This is a genomic window from Actinorhabdospora filicis (assembly GCF_030269765.1).
Taxonomy (GTDB): Bacteria; Actinomycetota; Actinomycetes; order Mycobacteriales; family Micromonosporaceae; genus Actinorhabdospora; species Actinorhabdospora filicis.
On record NZ_BSTX01000003.1, the window covers coordinates 1 to 16,603 of the forward strand.

General features: G+C 72.4%; 14 protein-coding genes and 1 rRNA gene. 12 read left to right on the forward strand and 3 right to left on the reverse strand.

The genetic code is table 11. The features are described 5' to 3' along the window. The 11 genes from rrf to QSK10_RS20375 form a co-directional block, all read left to right on the forward strand. Positions 1–104: ribosomal RNA gene (gene rrf / locus QSK10_RS20325) — 5S ribosomal RNA — on the forward strand; the annotation flags it as partial. Between the two features lie 242 nt (positions 105–346). Next, positions 347–2,869, forward strand: coding sequence for an aminopeptidase N (gene pepN / locus QSK10_RS20330; RefSeq protein WP_285664491.1), 2,523 nt, complete (start codon positions 347–349; stop codon positions 2,867–2,869). A 41-nt stretch (positions 2,870–2,910) separates the two neighbouring features. Beyond that, positions 2,911–3,507, forward strand: a complete 597-nt coding sequence (gene nadD / locus QSK10_RS20335) for a nicotinate-nucleotide adenylyltransferase (RefSeq protein WP_285664492.1) — start codon at positions 2,911–2,913, stop codon at positions 3,505–3,507. A 67-nt stretch (positions 3,508–3,574) separates the two neighbouring features. Continuing rightward, the gene (gene rsfS / locus QSK10_RS20340; RefSeq protein ID WP_285664493.1) at positions 3,575–3,967 is read left to right on the forward strand and encodes a ribosome silencing factor; all 393 of its coding nucleotides are present in this window, start codon (positions 3,575–3,577) and stop codon (positions 3,965–3,967) included. Continuing rightward, positions 3,964–4,557, forward strand: a complete 594-nt coding sequence (locus QSK10_RS20345) for a histidine phosphatase family protein (RefSeq protein WP_285664494.1) — start codon at positions 3,964–3,966, stop codon at positions 4,555–4,557. The genes rsfS and QSK10_RS20345 overlap by 4 nt, the downstream gene beginning before the upstream one ends. Before the next feature lie 50 nt (positions 4,558–4,607). Next, positions 4,608–5,024, forward strand: a complete 417-nt coding sequence (locus QSK10_RS20350; protein WP_285664495.1) for a hypothetical protein — start codon at positions 4,608–4,610, stop codon at positions 5,022–5,024. An 18-nt stretch (positions 5,025–5,042) separates the two neighbouring features. Further along, positions 5,043–5,894, forward strand: coding sequence for a DegV family protein (locus QSK10_RS20355; protein ID WP_285664496.1), 852 nt, complete (start codon positions 5,043–5,045; stop codon positions 5,892–5,894). 98 nt (positions 5,895–5,992) lie between these two features. Further along, entirely contained in the window at positions 5,993–6,628 is a 636-nt protein-coding gene (locus QSK10_RS20360) for a ComEA family DNA-binding protein (protein ID WP_285664497.1), read from the forward strand. Further along, positions 6,625–8,970 (forward strand): ComEC/Rec2 family competence protein, encoded by a 2,346-nt coding sequence (locus tag QSK10_RS20365; RefSeq protein ID WP_285664498.1) that lies wholly within the window; start codon positions 6,625–6,627, stop codon positions 8,968–8,970. Before QSK10_RS20360 ends, QSK10_RS20365 begins: the two co-directional genes overlap by 4 nt. Before the next feature lie 483 nt (positions 8,971–9,453). After that, positions 9,454–10,437 carry a DNA polymerase III subunit delta gene (gene holA / locus QSK10_RS20370; protein WP_285664499.1) on the forward strand — a complete coding sequence of 328 codons (984 nt, stop codon included), beginning with the start codon at positions 9,454–9,456 and terminating at the stop codon, positions 10,435–10,437. After that, positions 10,434–10,670 carry a hypothetical protein gene (locus QSK10_RS20375; protein ID WP_432705349.1) on the forward strand — a complete coding sequence of 79 codons (237 nt, stop codon included), beginning with the start codon at positions 10,434–10,436 and terminating at the stop codon, positions 10,668–10,670. The genes holA and QSK10_RS20375 overlap by 4 nt, the downstream gene beginning before the upstream one ends. Before the next feature lie 993 nt (positions 10,671–11,663). Here the strand turns inward: QSK10_RS20375 and QSK10_RS20380 are convergent. After that, on the reverse strand, positions 11,664–12,356 hold the full coding sequence (locus QSK10_RS20380; protein WP_285664500.1) for a TetR/AcrR family transcriptional regulator: 693 nt from the start codon (positions 12,354–12,356) through the stop codon (positions 11,664–11,666). Between the two features lie 132 nt (positions 12,357–12,488). Here QSK10_RS20380 and QSK10_RS20385 point away from each other — a divergent pair, with 132 nt between their 5' ends. Further along, entirely contained in the window at positions 12,489–13,427 is a 939-nt protein-coding gene (locus tag QSK10_RS20385) for an NAD-dependent epimerase/dehydratase family protein (RefSeq protein WP_285664501.1), read from the forward strand. A 109-nt stretch (positions 13,428–13,536) separates the two neighbouring features. Here QSK10_RS20385 and QSK10_RS20390 read toward each other — a convergent pair whose 3' ends face one another. Beyond that, positions 13,537–14,403 carry an alpha/beta fold hydrolase gene (locus QSK10_RS20390; RefSeq protein WP_285664502.1) on the reverse strand — a complete coding sequence of 289 codons (867 nt, stop codon included), beginning with the start codon at positions 14,401–14,403 and terminating at the stop codon, positions 13,537–13,539. Between the two features lie 277 nt (positions 14,404–14,680). Then, entirely contained in the window at positions 14,681–16,543 is a 1,863-nt protein-coding gene (gene lepA / locus QSK10_RS20395) for a translation elongation factor 4 (RefSeq protein ID WP_432705350.1), read from the reverse strand. Between the last annotated feature and the right edge of the window lie 60 nt (positions 16,544–16,603).

A 16,603-nucleotide genomic window follows, 5' to 3' on the forward strand; every position in this document is an offset into this window, starting at 1 on the left:
GCGAAGGGGAAACGCCCGGTCCCATTCCGAACCCGGAAGCTAAGCCCTTCAGCGCCGATGGTACTGCCCTGGGAACGGGGTGGGAGAGTAGGACACCGCCGAACACTAACGTCAAAGCCCCCCAGGCTCGGCCTGGGGGGCTTTCCCATACCCGGAAACAGAAGGCCGCGGAAGAGGACGGCGTCGCCGGCGTACACGGCATCGCAGGGCACCGCTCCCCCGTTGACCTGGCGAATGACTCGGTGACCGGCTTCCGGAGTGTGTCCCATCCTGTGTTCAACCGTGTCCGTATCGGTGCCGTCATCATGCTGGAACCTGAGGGTCACGATCCGGCAGTATGGTCGGCATGCCTAGCCTGCGACGAGATGAGGCGCGAGCGCGCGCCGAGCTGCTGACGGTCGAGTCCTACGACATCGACCTGGACCTCACCCGCGGGGAGGAGGTGTTCGGCTCGGTCGTGAAGATCCGCTTCTTCAGTTCGGAGGAGGGCGCCGCCACGTTCGTGGAGCTGGTCCCGGAGACGCTGCACCGGATCGCGCTGAACGGCGTCGACCTGCCGGTCGGCGATCTCGTCGACAACCGTTTCCCGCTGTCGGGGCTGGCCGCCTCCAACGAGCTGGTCGTCGAGGCCGACATGCGTTACTCGCACTCCGGTGAGGGCCTGCATCGGTTCACCGACCCGGAGGACAAGCTCGCCTACACGTACATGATGGGCTTCCATGACATGGCGAGTCGTGTGTACGCCTGCTTCGAGCAGCCCGACCTGAAGGCGCCGGTGCGGTTGTCGGTGACGGCTCCCGAGGACTGGACGGTCGTGGCCAACGAGTCGGGGACGCGGGTGTCGCCCGGGCGGTGGGAGTTCACCGAGACCAAGCCGCTGGCGACGTACTTCACCACGCTGGTCGCCGGTCCGTACCACTCGGTGTACCGCGAGCACGACGGCATGACCTTCGGTCTGCACTGCCGGCGGTCCATGGCGGCCTACATGGACGCCGACGCCGATGAGATGTTCGAGGTGTCCTTCGGGTGCTTCGACAAGTTCCACGAGCTGTACGGGGTCCGCTTCCCGTTCGGTACGAGCTACGACCAGGCCTTCGTGCCCGAGTTCAACGCGGGCGCGATGGAGAACCCGGGCTGTGTGACGTTCCGGGACGAGGCGTTCATCTACCGCTCGGCGGTCACCGACACCCGGCGTGAGGGCCGGGCGACGACGATCGCGCATGAGATGGCGCACATGTGGTTCGGCGACCTGGTGACGCTGCGGTGGTGGGACGACCTGTGGCTCAATGAGTCCTTCGCCAACTACATGGGCTTCCGGGGCGCGGCCGAGGCCACGCGCTTCGAGGGCGGCTGGTCCAACGTCGTGTTCAACAAGATGGGCGGCCTGGCGGCCGACCAGCGTCCCTCGACGCACCCGGTGTCGGTGGAGCTGGAGGTCAGCTCCGACGCGCTGGCCAACTTCGACGGCATCGCCTACGCCAAGGGCGGGGCGATCCTGAAGCAGCTGGCGGCCTGGCTGGGCGACGAGGTCTTCTTCGGCGGCCTGCGCGAGTACTTCTCCCGCTACGGCATGGGCAACGCGTCCCTGGCCGACCTGCTGGACTGCCTGTCCAAGGTCAGCGGGCACGACCTGGCCGAGTGGGGCCAGAAGTGGCTGCGCACGACCGGCCCGAACACGCTGCGCGCCGAGGTCGAGGTGGACGGCGAGGGCAACTACACCTCGGTCCGGGTGCGGCAGAGCGCTCCGGCCGATCACCCGACGCTGCGGTCGCATCACATCAAGATCGGCCTGTACGACCTGGACGGCGACGTCGTGGTGCGCCGCGAGCAGGTCACCGTGAGCGTCGCCGGTGAGCTCACCGACGTCCCCGAGCTGGCCGGGCGCCCGAAGGCGACGCTGCTGCTGGTCAACGACGACGACCTCACCTACGCGAAGGTGCGCCTGGACGCCGACAGCCTCGGCGCGCTGCGCACGGCCCTGCCGCGCCTCCAGGACCCGGTCGGCCGCGCGTTGCTGTGGAGCATCGCGTGGGACAGCTGCCGCGATGGTGAGCTGCCCGCCGGGGAGTTCCTGGGGCTGCTGCGCGAGTGCCTGCCCGCCGAGCCGCTGCAGAGCGTCGTCGACATGCTGATGATGATGGCGCGCGGCACGGTCATCGACCAGTACCTGACGCCGGAGGAGCGTCCCGAGGGCCTGCGCGGCTACGCCGAGCTGGGCCGCGCGCTGGTGGCCGGTGCCGAGCCGGGCTCCGGGCGTCAGCTCACCGGTTTCCGGGCGCAGGTCTCGGCGGCCTCCGCCGAGGACGCCGGCACCCTCAAGGGCTGGCTGAACGGCGAGGGCGCGCCGGAGGGCCTGACCGTCGACACCGAGCTGCGCTGGTCGATCCTGGCGCGCCTGTGCACGCTGGGCGCGGCCGGTGAGGCCGACATCGCCGCCGAGCTGGAGCGCGACCCGAGCTCCGAGGGCCTGAAGCACGCCGCGACGTGCCGGGCCGCGCGTCCCGACGCCGCGGCGAAGGAGGAGGCGTGGAACATCGTCCTGCACGACCGGGAGCTGTCCAACCACGTGCTGCGGGCCGTCGCCGAGGGCTTCTGGCGCAATGAGCAGGCCGAGCTGCTGGCGCCGTACGTGGACCGGTTCTTCGCCGAGTTCCCGGCGGCGGTGGACGCGCGCATGCCGTGGGAGAAGATGCACCTGACCGCCGCGATGTTCCCCTCGCAGGTCGTGGACGCGCGCACCGCCGAACTGGCCGACGCGATGCTGTCCGCCGAGGGTCTCGCGCAGGAGTTCCGCCGTACCGCCGCGGACCGTCTGGATGATCTGCGCCGGGCCGTTCGCGTACGTGAGGTGGCCGACACGGTTAAGTAGTTCCGCCCCGGCCCGGTACCCACCTCGCCTAGCCTGACGGCATGGTGGGTTCCGGGCCGCGTGTCGGGATCATGGGTGGGACCTTCGATCCGATTCACCACGGCCATCTGCTCGCCGCCAGTGAGGCGGCCTACGCGCTGGGCCTGGACGAGGTCGTCTTCGTCCCGGCCGGTCAGCCGTGGCAGAAGGACGGCCGTGACATCGCCGACGCCGAGGACCGCTACCTGATGACGGTCCTGGCCACCGCCGCGCACCCGGTGTTCAGCGTGAGCCGCGTCGACATCGACCGGGCGGGGGCGACCTACACCGTCGACACGCTGCGGGATCTGCGCGGGGTCTACGGGCCCGAGGCCGAGCTGCACTTCATCACCGGCGCCGACGCCCTGGGCGGCATCCACACGTGGAAGGGCGCCGAGGAGCTGCTGGAACTCGCCCGGTTCGTCGGGGTGTCGCGTCCCGGGTACGACCTGGGGGAGATCGAGCTGCCCGCCGGGAAGGTGGACCTGGTGGAGATCCCGATGATGGACATCTCCTCCACCGAGTGCCGCGAGCGCGCGGCCGAGGGGCGTCCGCTCTGGTATCTGGTGCCCGACGATGTGGCGCGTTACATCGCTCTCAGGGGCCTCTACCGTGGGTAATGCGTGCGCCGCCGCCGCGCGGGGCGTGACAGACTGGGGGTAAGGAGACCCCGACATAAGGAGCCATGTGGCCGCCACGGAAATCGCCCGGACTCTGGCCCTCGCGGCCGCGGAGGCAGCGGCGGACAAGAAGGCCCAGGACATCGTCCTCATCGACGTCAGCGACCAGCTCGTCATCACCGACGTGTTCATGCTCGCCTCGGCGCCCAATGAGCGCCAGGTGCAGGCCATCGTCGACGCCGTCGAGGAGCGGCTCCGCGAGCAGTACGACACCAAGCCGCTGCGCCGTGAGGGGCAGCGGGCCGGCCGGTGGGTGCTGCTCGACTACGCCGATGTCGTGGTGCACGTCCAGCACAGCGAGGAGCGCGAGTTCTACGCCCTCGACCGGCTGTGGAAGGACTGCCCGACGGTGCCCTTCGAGAACACTCCCGTCGACTCGCTGGACGCGGCGGAGGCATGACCCGTCTCGTCGTCGTCCGTCACGGGCGGACCGAGTGGAACGGCCTGCGCCGGTTCCAGGGCTGGACCGACATCGACCTGGACGCCACGGGCGTGACGCAGGCCGAGGACGCGGCGAAGGTCCTGGCGGGCTTCAAGCCCGACGTCCTCGTCTCCAGTGACCTCTCGCGCGCGTACAACACCGCGCTGCCCGTGGCGCAGGCCACCGGTCTGGAGATCAGCACCGACGCGCGGCTGCGCGAGCGCGGCTACGGCCCCTGGGAGGGCCTGACGATGCCGGAGATCGCGGTGCGCTGGCCGGAGGAGCACGACGGCTGGAAGGCCGGGCGTCCCGTCGTCCTCGACGGCATCGAGACGTGGGACGAGCTTCGCGCGCGCACCGGGGCCGCGGTCGCCGACGCGATCGCCAAGGCCGAGGGCGGCACGGTGATGGTGTTCACGCACGGTGGGACGGCGCGGCAGGCGGTCGCGTCGGTGCTGTCGTGGACGGCCGAGATGACCAACACCGTCGGCGGGCTCGACAACTGCCGGTGGGCCGACATGTCCGACCGTCGCGGCTGGCGCCTGAACGGGTACAACGTCGGCGCGTAGCCGGGAACGCGCCCGAGGCCGGGCGCGTCTGATCTTGCATGAGGAAGACGATGCCGCACGTACGTCTGGCGACGGTCCTGGCCACCGGTGTCCTGCTGGTGGCCGGGCTCGCCGCCTGTGGCGCGTCGGGGGACGGCGCGGGTGCCGAGCCCGGTTCGTCCGTCACGCCCGGGAAGACCGAGCAGGCGCCGGCGCCGGAGAACTCGGTGACGCTGCCGGTGCCCGGTGACAAGACCGACCCCGTCAAGGGCGTGTCGGTGACGCTTCAGGGCACCATCGAGGCGGGCGTGGAGACCGGTTGCCTGGTGCTGGTGAGCGGGGACAACGTGTACGGGCTCTTCGGTGGCGACCCAGCGGTGCTGAAGGCGGGCGCGCGCGTGGAGGTCACCGGTTATGAGGCGCCGGACGTGATCTCGTTCTGCCAGCAGGGCACTCCGTTCCAGGTGGAGTCGGCTCGCGCGCTCTGAATCCGCTACCTTTCGTCTATGCCTGTAGCGGTGGTCACGGACTCGACGGCTTATCTGCCACCCGAACCGGTTTCACGGTACGGCGTCACGGTGCTCCCGCTGCCGGTGATCCTGTCGGGCACCGAGGGGCGCGAGGGCGTCGACGTGACCCCCGCCGATGTGGCGAACGCGCTGACCAGGCGGCGTGTGCAGGTGACCACCTCGCGGCTGTCGCCGGCCGAGCTCGTCGAGTGCTACCGGCGGCTCCTGGACGGCGGGGCGTCGGGTGTGGTGTCGGTGCACATCTCCTCGAAGCTGTCGGGGACGTATGAGGCGGCGACGCTCGCGGCGGGCGAGTTCGGGGGGAAGGTCCGCGTGGTGGACTCCCTGTCGGCCGGGATGGGCCTGGGGTTCCCGGTGCTGCGGGCGGCGCGGGACGCCGCGCGGGGGCGCGGGCTCGATCACGTGGAGCGGGAGGCGTCGCGGGCGGTCGTGCGCACGACCACGTACTTCTACGTCGACACTCTGGAGTTTTTGCGGCGGGGTGGGCGCATCGGCGCGGCGAGCGCGCTGGTGGGGACCGCTTTGGCGGTGAAGCCGATCCTGCACGTGGACGAGGGCGGGCTGGTGCTGCGGGAGAAGGTGCGCACGTCGTCGCGGGCGCTGGTGCGGCTGGCGGAGCTGGCCGAGGCCGCCGGGCACGAGGATGAGGTGGACGTGGCGGTGCATCACCTGGCGGCGCCGGAGCACGCGGCGGAGCTGGGGGAGCGGCTGCGGGAGCGGTTCGGGAGGCGGTTGCGCGAGCTGTACACGTCCGAGATCGGGGCGGCGGTGGGCGCGCACGTGGGGCCGGGGCTGGTCGGGGCGGTTGTATATAGGCGCCTGGATTGATTTCCGTCTTGTTACGAACTGTCCACAACTGGTGAGTTATCCACAGGGTGTGGGTTGCCCTGTTTGACGGGTTCGTCCGGGCTGGTTTTCCTGGACGGGTGACCGAGAGACTTCTGGAGGTACCGCCTTCGCCGGATGCGGCGGAGGTGTCGGTCCTCGAATGCGATGCGCGCCGCCGGGCGCGGTGGGACGTCCCGCCGCGCACCCGGCTGGTGCTGGCCGTGCTGGGTGGGGTGGCGTTGCTCGCCGGTGGCGGGCTGGCCTGGTGGTCGTGGCCGCGGGCGGAGCCGGTGGCGCCGGTGGTGGAGGTGGCCGAGTCGGTGCCGTCGGCGGTGCCGCTGGTGGTGTCGGTGGCGGGGAAGGTCCGGCGGCCGGGGCTGGTGCGGTTGCCGCCGGGCTCGCGGGTCGCCGACGCGGTGGCGGCGGCCGGTGGGGTGGCCGATGAGGCGGACCTGGGGTTGCTGAACCTGGCGCGGAAGGTCGCCGACGGCGAGCTGATCGTGGTGGGTGGCCCGCCGGTGGCGCAGGAGGGTGGCGCGGCCGGTCCGCTGAACCTGAACGCGGCCACCGCGGAGCAGCTGGACGCGCTGCCCGGGGTCGGTCCGGTGCTGGCGCGGCGGATCGTGGACTACCGGGACGCGCACGGCGGGTTCGGTTCGGTCGAGGAGCTGCGGCAGGTCGACGGGATCGGGGCCTCGCGTTTTGCGGACCTGCGTGAGCTGGTGACGGTATGAGGGGGACGGATCTGCGCCCGGCGGCGGTGGCGGCCGGGGTGTGGCTGGCGGCCCTGTGGGCGCTGCGGCTGCCCGCGGTGGCCGGGCTGGCGCTGGCGGTGGGCCTGCTCGCCGGGGCGGGGTGTGTGGAGTTCGTGGCCCGGCGGGGGCGGGGTGAGGTCCTGGGGCTGCTGGTGGTGGCGATGCTGGGCGCGGGGTGCGGGGCGGGGGTGACGGCGTGGAAGGTCGCCGTCCGCGATGACCCCGCGCTGACCCGGCTGATCGCGCAGAAGGCCGACGGGGAGGCGGTCCTGGTGGTCGCCGACGACCCGCGCCGGGTGCGCGGCGGTGTGGCCTACGCCGGGGAGAGCTGGGCGGTGCCGGTGCGGCTGGAGTCGCTGCGGCCGAACGGCGGGCCGGTGCTGGACCTCGGCGTCCGCGCGGTCGTCTTCGCCGCCGACCCGGTGTGGCGGAGCCTCCTGCCGGGGCAGCGGGTGGTCTCGCCCGGCCGGGTGGGCGAGTCGCGCGTGGACGGGCTGGAGGCGGCGGTGTGGTTCGCGCGCGACGGCCCGCGAGAGGTGTCGCCGCCACCGTGGTGGCAGACGGCCGCCGGTGGCCTGCGCGACGGGCTCCGCCGGGTCTGCGCGCGGCTGCCGGAGCCGGTCGGCGGGCTGCTGCCCGGTCTCGTCGTCGGCGATGTCGGCGGCCTCGATCCCGGGCTCGCCGCCGACTTCCGCACCACCGGGCTCGTCCACCTCACCGCCGTCTCGGGCTCCAACGTCGCGCTCGTGGTGGGGGCGATTCTGGCCTGCGCGCGGGCCTTCGGGGCGCCGCGCAAGTGGGCGGTCCCGCTGGCCGCGCTGGCGCTCGTGGCGTTCGTGGTCGTCGTCCGGCCCTCGCCGAGCGTGCTGAGAGCGGCGGTGATGGGCGGGCTGGGACTGCTGGCGCTGGTGCTGTCCCGGCGCGGCGTGGGCGTCGCGATGCTGTCGGGGGCGGTGGGCCTGCTCGTCCTCCTCGACCCCGGGCTGGCCGGGGAGGCCGGATTCGCGCTCTCGGTGCTGGCCACCGGTGGGATCCTGCTGCTCGCCCCACCCTGGCGGCGGTGGCTGCGCTCGCGCGGGTGGCCGTCCTGGCTCGCCGAGGCCCTGATCGTGCCCGCCGCCGCGCAACTGGCGGTCGCGCCGGTGGTCGCCGGGCTGTCCGGCGTCATCGGGATCGTGGCCGTGCCCGTCAACGCGCTCGCCGTGCCGGCGGTGGCGCCCGCGACCGTGCTGGGCGTCCTGGTGACGCTGCTCGCGCCCTGGTGGGCCGGTGGCGCCTACGCGGTGGCCTGGCTGGCGTCGGTGCCCGCCTGGTGGCTGGTGTGGCTCGCGCGGCAGGGCGCGCGGCTGCCCCTCGCGGTCGTGCCGTGGCCCGCCGGAGCATGGGGCGGGCTGGGCCTGGCGGTCCTGCTCATCGGCGGCGGCCTCGCCCTGCGCTGGCGCCGCACCCGCCGGTGGGCCGTGGGCGTGCTGGCGCTGCTGGTGGTGGCGTGCGCCGGAGCCGTTCCCGTGCGGCTGCTGTGGCCGGGCTGGCCGCCGCGCGGCGCGGTCCTGGTGGCCTGCGACGTGGGGCAGGGCGACGCCCTCGTCCTGCCCGTCGGCGGCGGATCGGCGATCGTCGTGGACGCCGGGCCCGAGCCGGTCGCCGTCGACGGCTGCCTGCGCCGCCTCGGCGTGGGTGAGGTGCCGCTGCTGGTGGTGAGCCACTTCCACCTCGACCACATCGGCGGGCTCGCCGGAGTGGTCGCCGGGCGGCGCGTCGGGCGCGTGCTCCTGCCGGGCTACGGCGAACCGGCCGAGGGGCGCGCGGCCGTCCTCGCCGCGCTCGACGGTGTCCCTGCCGTGGTCGCCGCCGCCGGGCAGCGCATGAGCGTCGGACCGGTCGCGCTGGAGGTCCTGGGGCCGCGCTCCGAACACGACGGGACCCGCTCGGACCCCAACAACAACTCGATCGTCCTGCGCGCGACCGTTGGGACGGTCCGCGTCCTGCTCGCCGGGGACGTGGAGGAGGAGAGCCAGCGCGAACAACTCGCCGACGGCGCGGCCCTGACGGCCGACGTGCTCAAGGTCGCCCACCACGGCTCGCCCTACCAGGACGACGGGTTCCTGGCGGCGGTGTCACCCCGGATCGCGCTGATCTCGGTCGGCGAGGGCAACGCGTACGGCCACCCGAGCGGCCGGATCGTGCGCGAGCTGGAGGGGATGGGAGCGAGGGTGTGGCGCACGGACCGCGACGGGGACGTGGCGGTGCTGGTGGGAGAGCGCGGGCTGGGGGTGGTGACGGGCGGGAAGGGGCGGAGGAGGCGGTTGCGGAGGGGGTAGTGGGGTGGGGGTTGCCCCACGGGGGTGGGGAACAGGCAACGGAGATCGCTGCGACACAGGGCGGGCGCGGCTCATCCCCACACACGTGGGGAGCACGCCCTTGCGCCCGGCGACACGATCGTTGCGGGCGGCTCACCCCCACGTGCGTGGGGAGCACATCCCGGCGGCGGTGCCTCCGTAGTCGAGCGTCGGCTCACCCCCACACACGTGGGGAGCACGTCTGGGACAGCGCCTGCGCCTGGACGGTCAGCGGCTCACCCCCACACGCGTGGGGAGCACACTTCGCGACCTGCCGATTCTCCGCCGCTTCGCGCGTTTTCGCCAGCGGCGTACCCGGCCACGACGTGGGCCCATCGCCCTCCTTCATCCCCGCCCCTGCGCGCTCGCCGACCGGCGTGGTGGCCGCGCTGGCCGGTGTCAGCCGGTGGGCCGGGCATCCCGCACAGCCTCCACCCCCGTCGGTCCGCATGGCAGGATGGCGGGGTGACCGCCATTCCCGCTCTCCGTCTTGTCGTCGGCGAGGAGGATCTCCTCATCACCCGGGCCGTGGCCGAGGTGGCCGCGGCGGTTCGGGCCGTCGATCCCGACATCGAGGTCAAGGAGTGGGACGCGGGCAGCGTCTCGGTCGGGGAGTTCGTCTCGGCGGTGAGCCCGGCGTTGTTCGGTGGGGGCACGGTCGTCGTCCTTCGTAACGCGCACAACGCGAAGAAGGAACTGGCCGCCGCGATCACCAAGTACGCCGCGACGCCGGTGAGCGACGTCTTCCTCGTGGTCGCGCATCCGGGCGGTGTGAAGGGCAAGGCCCTGGTCGACGCCTTGAAGAAGGCGGGCGCCGACGAGGTCGCCGCCGCGAAGCTGAAGCGCCCGCAGGACCGGGTGGCGTTCGTGCGCGAGGAGTTCCGGCGGCTCGGCGCCAAGTGCGGCGCCGACGCGGCCGAGGCGCTGCTGACCGCGCTCGGGTCCGACCTGCGCGAGATCGCCGCCGCCTGCCACCAGCTCGTCGCCGACACCGGCGGCAGCATCACCGTCGACATCGTCAACCGCTACTACCGGGGACGCGCCGAGGTCACCGGCTTCGCCGTCGCCGACGCGGTCGTGGTGGGCGACGTCCCGGGCGCGCTGGAGTCGCTGCGGTGGGCGCTGTCGGTGGGCATGGACGCCGTTCCGATCGCCGATGCGCTCGCCCAGGGCGTCCGCAACGTCGCGCGGGTCGCCGGCGCGGGCCGGGGGAACTCCTATCAACTCGCCTCGGCGTTGGGGATGCCCGCCTGGCGTGTGGAGCGTGTGATGGGGCAGACACGCGGCTGGACACCGGAGGGGCTGGCGCTCGCCATGGACGCCGCCGCCGAGGTGAACGCCGCGGTGAAGGGGGGCTCCGATGACCGGGGATACGCGCTCGAACGCGCCGTGTTCGCCATCGCCGCCGCGCGCAAGGGGGAGCGCCTGCCCGGCGGCGGTGGGCGGTGAGTGACCGTCCGGCGCGCCGCCCGCTGTACGCGAAGATCCTCCGGCTGCGGCACATCAACCCCAGCCCGGTGGCCTGCTTCGCGTTCTTCGAGGGCAGCCTCGCGGTGGCGATCCTGCTGGCGCTCACCGAGACGGTGTCGTGGTGGGTGGTGCTGATCCTGCCGGTGACGGTCGCGTTGATGGTGAAACTGAACGACGTGGTCGCCGGGGCGGGCAAGCGCAGCAGGTCATAGCCCCAGCCCCGGGGACGAGACGGGGTCGAGCCCGCTGTGGTGCGCGGCCCCGGGCGAGCCCGGGTGATCTGCGGCCGGACGACGGTGGTGCCGCACGGGTGGGGATTCGCGGCGCGGGCAGGTGAGGCCGACGAGCGTGAGCCGCGCCGGGCGGTCGTGATGGCGCGGAGCCGACCGGTCTGTGGAGGCTCACCCGGCCATGCCCCGGTCGCCGCACGGGACACGCTCATCGGCAGACCGCGACACCCGCACCCGGACGCAGGCCGAGGACGCGTGCGAGGCCGAGGACACCGGTGAACCGGCAGGCTGCTCGATACACACCACTCGGCTGCGGCCAGAGCCTTCCGCGAGGTGCGGAAGGGTGGGCCGTTCGATGCGCATCGCCGGATGTTTCGCAGGCCGCTCGATGGAACCGGCCGATGCGTGCTCCCGGGGATGAGGCGGCCGAGCCTCCAGACGCCGCACGTCGGCTCCGCCGGAGGCGTGCTCGCCGGTGCGCGGGGTGTGGATGGCCGACGGTGCGTCCTTGATGAGCTCGGTGGTGCGGGAAGCGACACGAAGACACTCCGCCGCCCCGCCCACTCATCACCCACCTCGCCGAGTGGTGCGGTGAATGACGTGGTGTGTGGTGCCACAGCACCCGCGGCCCGGCCTCTCCGAACCCGCCGGGGCGGTGGTCCGGTGCCGCACGCCCCGGCGGGACCGCCTCGGGGCAGGTGAGTGGGCCGGTTGCCGTGGCGAGCCGATCCGGCCGGGATCCGCGCGCCCATGGACCCGGCCTCGCGTGGATCCATCGCATCCGCAGCCCTGTCCGGTGAGACGTCCATCCCGCCGCGCGGCCTTCAGCCGACCGGCCCGCACGTGGGCGCGGGCGGTCTTGACGCGCGGGCCGAGCCGATAGATCCCGGCGCGCCACCGGCGCGGGCGGCCTCCGCTCCGCCCACCGACCATGCCACCATGCCCGCCCAGGCCCCGCTCAGCCCCGGACCCCGCTCAGCCCAGTCCCAGCTCCGCCGCCGTCGCGCGGGCGGTGTAGTCGAAGTACTTCGCGTAGTCGGTCACCACGCCGTTGAACTGGCCGAAGAGTTCGAAGGAGAGCACGCCGATCAGGCCGCTCCAGGCCAGGATCAGGCGGCCTCGGCCTTCGGGGACGGTGATCAGCTCGGCGATGGTCTCGGTGATCAGGCCGGGTTCGGGTTGGGGGCGGTCGGCGGGGAACTCGGGGTGGGCCTCGTTGTAGATGCCGACGAGGGTGAGGGGCATGCGGGCGGCGGCGACGGTGGTGTCCTGGGGGGCGGCGTAGCCGGGGACGGGGGTGCCGTAGACGAGCTCGAACTGGTGCTTGTTGGCCAGGGCCCAGGCGCGGACGGCGCGGTTGACGGCGAGCCAGCGGCCGGTGGGCGGGTGGCCCTCGGCCTTGGCTTGGGCGTCGGCTTGCTCGGCGGCCTCGCCGACGGAGTTGTAGGCGTCGATGATCAGCGCGGTGAGGAGCTCGTCGCGGCTGGCGAAGTAGCGGTAGACCGCCGAGGAGGCCATGCCGAGAGCGCGGGCGACCGCGCGCAGGGACAGGGCGCTGGGACCGACCTCGGCGAGCTGCTCGCTCGCCGACTGCTTGATGGCCCTGGTGAGTTCGGCGCGGGCGAGCTCGCGGGCGGTGCGCGGGGCGGAGTGGGTCTCGGCTGACATGGGATCGACCATAGCAAGGTTTCGGAGCGGTGCCCAAAAAAGAGAGCGCTGCTCTTGACGGTGTGTCGAGGCGCGTGGCAGGCTGGTGCTCGTAAACGAGAGCACTGCTCTCTAATTGACGGGAGTCAAGTCATGGCCGTTCACGTGATCCTCGGCAAGGGCCCCATCGGCGGCCAGACGGCGGACGAGCTCGTCGCGCTCGGGCACCGGGTGCGGGTGCTCAGCCGGTCCGGTGGGACCAGCACCGGCACCGTCGAGCACCGGGCGGTGGACGCGGGGGACGCCGTCGCGCTGCGGGCCGCGACCGCCGACGCCGACGTCATCTACAACTGCGCCAATCCGGCCGGGTACCACCTGTGGAACCAGGAGTGGCCGCGCATGGCCTCGGCGCTGCTGGACGCCGCCGAGTCGGCCGGGGCGGTGCTGGTGACGATGAGCTGCCTGTACGGGTACGGCCCGGCGCACCGGTACATGACCGAGGAGACGCCGCTGGAGGCCGTCGGGCACAAGGGCCGGATCCGCGCGGGCATGTGGCAGGAGGCGCTGCGGCGCCACGAGGCCGGGCGGGTGCGGGTGACCGAGGCGCGGGCCTCGGACTTCTTCGGGCCGCACGCCACCGCCAACGCCGTCTTCGGCGAGCGGGTCGTGCCGCGCATCATGGCGGGCAAGGGCGTGCAGGCCCTCGGCGACCCCGACGCCCCGCACACCTGGACCTACACGCCGGACGTCGCGCGCGCCCTGGCCGTCCTGGGCACCGACGAGCGGGCGTGGGGGCGCGCGTGGCACGTGCCCAGTGGCCCGGCGCTGTCGCAGCGGGAGTTCGCCCGCGAGTTCGCGCGGGTCGCCGGTGTCGCCGAGGTCAAGGTCGGGCGGCTGCCGTGGTGGCTGATGATCAACCTGCTGGGGACGTTCCAGCCCGCGCTGCGCGGGTTCGCCGAGACCCGCCACCAGTGGGATCTGCCCTTCGAGATGGACTCCACCGCCTTCACCGCCGAGTTCGGGGTCAAGGCCACCGGGCTGGACGAGGCGATCGCGGGCACGCTCGGCTGGTGGCGCGGGCGGGCGGCCTGAGCGCGCCGCGCGAGGGGTCACGCGGTGCCGGACGGGCCCGCTCGCCCGCGCGGGGAGCGTCCGCGGGTCAGCGAAGACGTCCCCTCGGGGAGAGGCGCGGGACCGGGCGTCAGCCGGCCCGGGTGTGCTCCAGCAGTGCCGGGACCAGCACGTCCCAGACCGGCGCGGGCGGGAACTCGTGACCGCCGCCGGCCAGGACCAGCAGCCGCGCGCCGGGGATCTCCCGGGCCAGGGCCTCGCCGTGGCCCAGCGGGAACAGCGGGTCGTCGGAGCCGTGCGCGACCAGCGTCGGGACGGTGATCTCGCTCAGCCGCTCGCGGGCGACGCCGTTGCCTTCGAGGATCCAGTGGTTGGTCTGGGAGGCGGCGAAGTCGGTGGTCCGGTCGTACATGCGGCCGATGGTCGCCCGGGAGCGCGCCTCGTCGACGCCGAGACCGCCGGCGAAGTCGTGCAGGCTCGCCAGGACGTACTCCACGACGGCCTCGCGGTCGGACCAGTCGGGCTCGGGGGCGGGCTCGGAGAAGCTCTTCTGGATGCGCTCGGTGGGCGCGGGGAGGTCGGGCTGCTCGGGCCCGCCGGGACCGCCGGGGCTGGTGGACATGAGCGTCAGGCTCAGCAGCCGCCCGGGGTGGTCGACGGCGACGCGCTGGGCCATGCCGCCGCCCATCGAGAGGCCGACGAGGTGGACGCGGGCGATGCCGAGGGCGTCCAGGACGCCGGTGATGTCGCCGACGAGGTCCTCGCCGGTGTAGCCGGGCTCGCCGGCCGGGTGGGACACCGAGCGGCCGGTGTCGCGCAGGTCGTAACGGATGACGAAGCGGCCGCCGTCGCCCTGGGCGAGGAGCTGGCAGAAGTCGGCCTCCCACCAGTCCATGGAGGAGGCGGCGCCGCCGACGAGCAGGATCGCGGGGTCGGCGGGGGAGCCGAAGGTCTCGACGCAGATGTCCACGCCGTTGGCGCTGATGACTGTCTCCATGGACGTGACAGTAGAGGCCGGGTGGGACCGAAGCGATGGAAGTGAGTGGTGATTGAGTGGTGGGTGAGTGGAGAAGAGGCGGCACGGCCTGCCGCCCTGCGGCGTGGGATGAGCCGCGCCACATGCCCGGTCGGGCCGGGCGATGGTCCCCGCGGGTGTGGGGGTGAGCCGACCGTGTGGTTGACGCGGTTCTGGAGGGCGATGTGTCCCCGCCTGAGCGGGGCAGCGAAAACGCGGCCGCGAGGTTCCCCTCACGGCCGCGTCTGGCACAACCCGCCTACTTCTTCTTCTGCTCCACCGACTCGTCCGTCGACAGCGCCGCCACGAAGGCCTCCTGCGGCACCTCCACGCGGCCGACCATCTTCATCCGCTTCTTGCCTTCCTTCTGCTTCTCCAGCAGCTTGCGCTTACGCGTGATGTCGCCGCCGTAGCACTTGGCGAGGACGTCCTTGCGGATGGCGCGGATGGTTTCGCGGGCGATGACGCGGGAGCCGATGGCGGCCTGGATGGGCACCTCGAACTGCTGGCGGGGGATGAGCTTGCGCAGGCGCTCGGCGAGGCGGACGCCGTAGGCGTAGGCGGCGTCCTTGTGCACGATCGCCGAGAACGCGTCGACGGGCTCGCCGTGGAGGAGGATGTCCACCTTGACGAGGTCGGAGATCTGGGTGCCGGTGGCCTCGTAGTCCAGGGAGGCGTAGCCGCGGGTCTTGGACTTCAGCTGGTCGAAGAAGTCGTAGATGATCTCGGCCAGCGGCAGGGTGTAGCGCAGTTCCACCCGCTCCTGCGACAGGTACTCCATGCCCATCAGCGAGCCCCGGCGCGACTGGCACAGCTCCATGACCGAGCCGACGAAGTCGTTGGGGGTGAGGATCGTGGCGCGCACGATCGGCTCGTGGATGGCGGCGATCTTGCCGGTGGGGAACTCGCTGGGGTTGGTCACCACCACCGAGGTGCCGTCCTCCAGGTCCACGTTGTAGACCACGTTGGGGGCGGTGGAGATCAGGTCGAGGCCGAACTCGCGCTCCAGGCGCTCGCGGATGATCTCCAGGTGCAGCAGGCCGAGGAAGCCGACGCGGAAACCGAAGCCGAGGGCAGCCGAGGACTCCGGCTCGTAGGTGAGGGCTGCGTCATTGAGCTTGAGCTTGTCGAGGGCCTCGCGCAGGTCCGGGTACTCCGAGCCGTCGATCGGGTAGAGACCCGAGTAGACCATCGGCTTGGGGTCCTGGTAGCCGCCGAGGGACTCGGTGGCCGGGCGGTTCGACAGGGTGACGGTGTCACCGACCTTGGACTGGCGCACGTCCTTCACGCCGGTGATCAGGTAGCCGACCTCGCCGACGCCCAGGGCGGCCGACTTGATCGGCTCGGGCGAGATGACGCCGATCTCCAGCAGCTCGTGGACGGCGTTGGTCGACATCATCTTGATGCGGTCGCGGGCCTCCATCTTGCCGTCGACCACCCGGACGTAGGTGACCACGCCGCGGTAGGTGTCGTAGACGGAGTCGAAGATCATCGCGCGGGCGGGCGCGTCGGGGTCGCCGACGGGCGCGGGGATCTGCCGGACGATCTCGTCCAGCAGCTCGCCGACGCCCACGCCGGTCTTGCCGGACACGCGCAGGCAGTCCTCGGGCTCGCAGCCGATCAGGTGCGCCAGCTCCTCGGCGTACTTCTCCGGCTGGGCCGCGGGCAGGTCGATCTTGTTCAGCACCGGGATGATCGTGAGGTCGTTCTCCATGGCCAGGTACAGGTTGGCCAGGGTCTGCGCCTCGATGCCCTGCGCGGCGTCCACGAGCAGGACGGCGCCCTCGCACGCGGCCAGCGAACGCGACACCTCGTAGGTGAAGTCGACGTGGCCGGGCGTGTCGATCATGTTCAGGACGAAGTCGTCGCCGGCGCGCTCGCCGGACCTGGCCGTCCACGGCATGCGCACGGCCTGCGACTTGATCGTGATGCCGCGCTCGCGTTCGATGTCCATGCGGTCGAGGTACTGGGCGCGCATGAGACGGGAGTCCACGACCTCGGTGATCTGGAGCATCCGGTCGGCGAGGGTGGACTTGCCGTGGTCGATGTGCGCGATGATGCAGAAGTTCCGGATCCGCTGCGGGTCGGTGCTTCCGGGCGCGTACGTCACTGCATCATCCATTCACGTGCTGGAGGGTCAACGGCTCCGGGTGTGGAGCGCTGTCAATGATCCCATGGCCTT

What these genes read in the sequence shown, in the direction of transcription:
- pepN (WP_285664491.1), top strand. Translation starts at nt 347, where the DNA reads ATGCCTAGCCTGCGACGAGATGAGGCGCGAGCGCGCGCCGAGCTGCTG.
- nadD (WP_285664492.1), top strand. Translation starts at nt 2,911, where the DNA reads ATGGTGGGTTCCGGGCCGCGTGTCGGGATCATGGGTGGGACCTTCGAT.
- QSK10_RS20345 (WP_285664494.1), top strand. Translation starts at nt 3,964, where the DNA reads ATGACCCGTCTCGTCGTCGTCCGTCACGGGCGGACCGAGTGGAACGGC.
- QSK10_RS20350 (WP_285664495.1), top strand. Translation starts at nt 4,608, where the DNA reads ATGCCGCACGTACGTCTGGCGACGGTCCTGGCCACCGGTGTCCTGCTG.
- QSK10_RS20355 (WP_285664496.1), top strand. Translation starts at nt 5,043, where the DNA reads ATGCCTGTAGCGGTGGTCACGGACTCGACGGCTTATCTGCCACCCGAA.
- QSK10_RS20365 (WP_285664498.1), top strand. Translation starts at nt 6,625, where the DNA reads ATGAGGGGGACGGATCTGCGCCCGGCGGCGGTGGCGGCCGGGGTGTGG.
- QSK10_RS20380 (WP_285664500.1), bottom strand. Translation starts at nt 12,356, where the DNA reads ATGTCAGCCGAGACCCACTCCGCCCCGCGCACCGCCCGCGAGCTCGCC.
- QSK10_RS20385 (WP_285664501.1), top strand. Translation starts at nt 12,489, where the DNA reads ATGGCCGTTCACGTGATCCTCGGCAAGGGCCCCATCGGCGGCCAGACG.
- QSK10_RS20390 (WP_285664502.1), bottom strand. Translation starts at nt 14,403, where the DNA reads ATGGAGACAGTCATCAGCGCCAACGGCGTGGACATCTGCGTCGAGACC.
- lepA (WP_432705350.1), bottom strand. Translation starts at nt 16,543, where the DNA reads ATGGATGATGCAGTGACGTACGCGCCCGGAAGCACCGACCCGCAGCGG.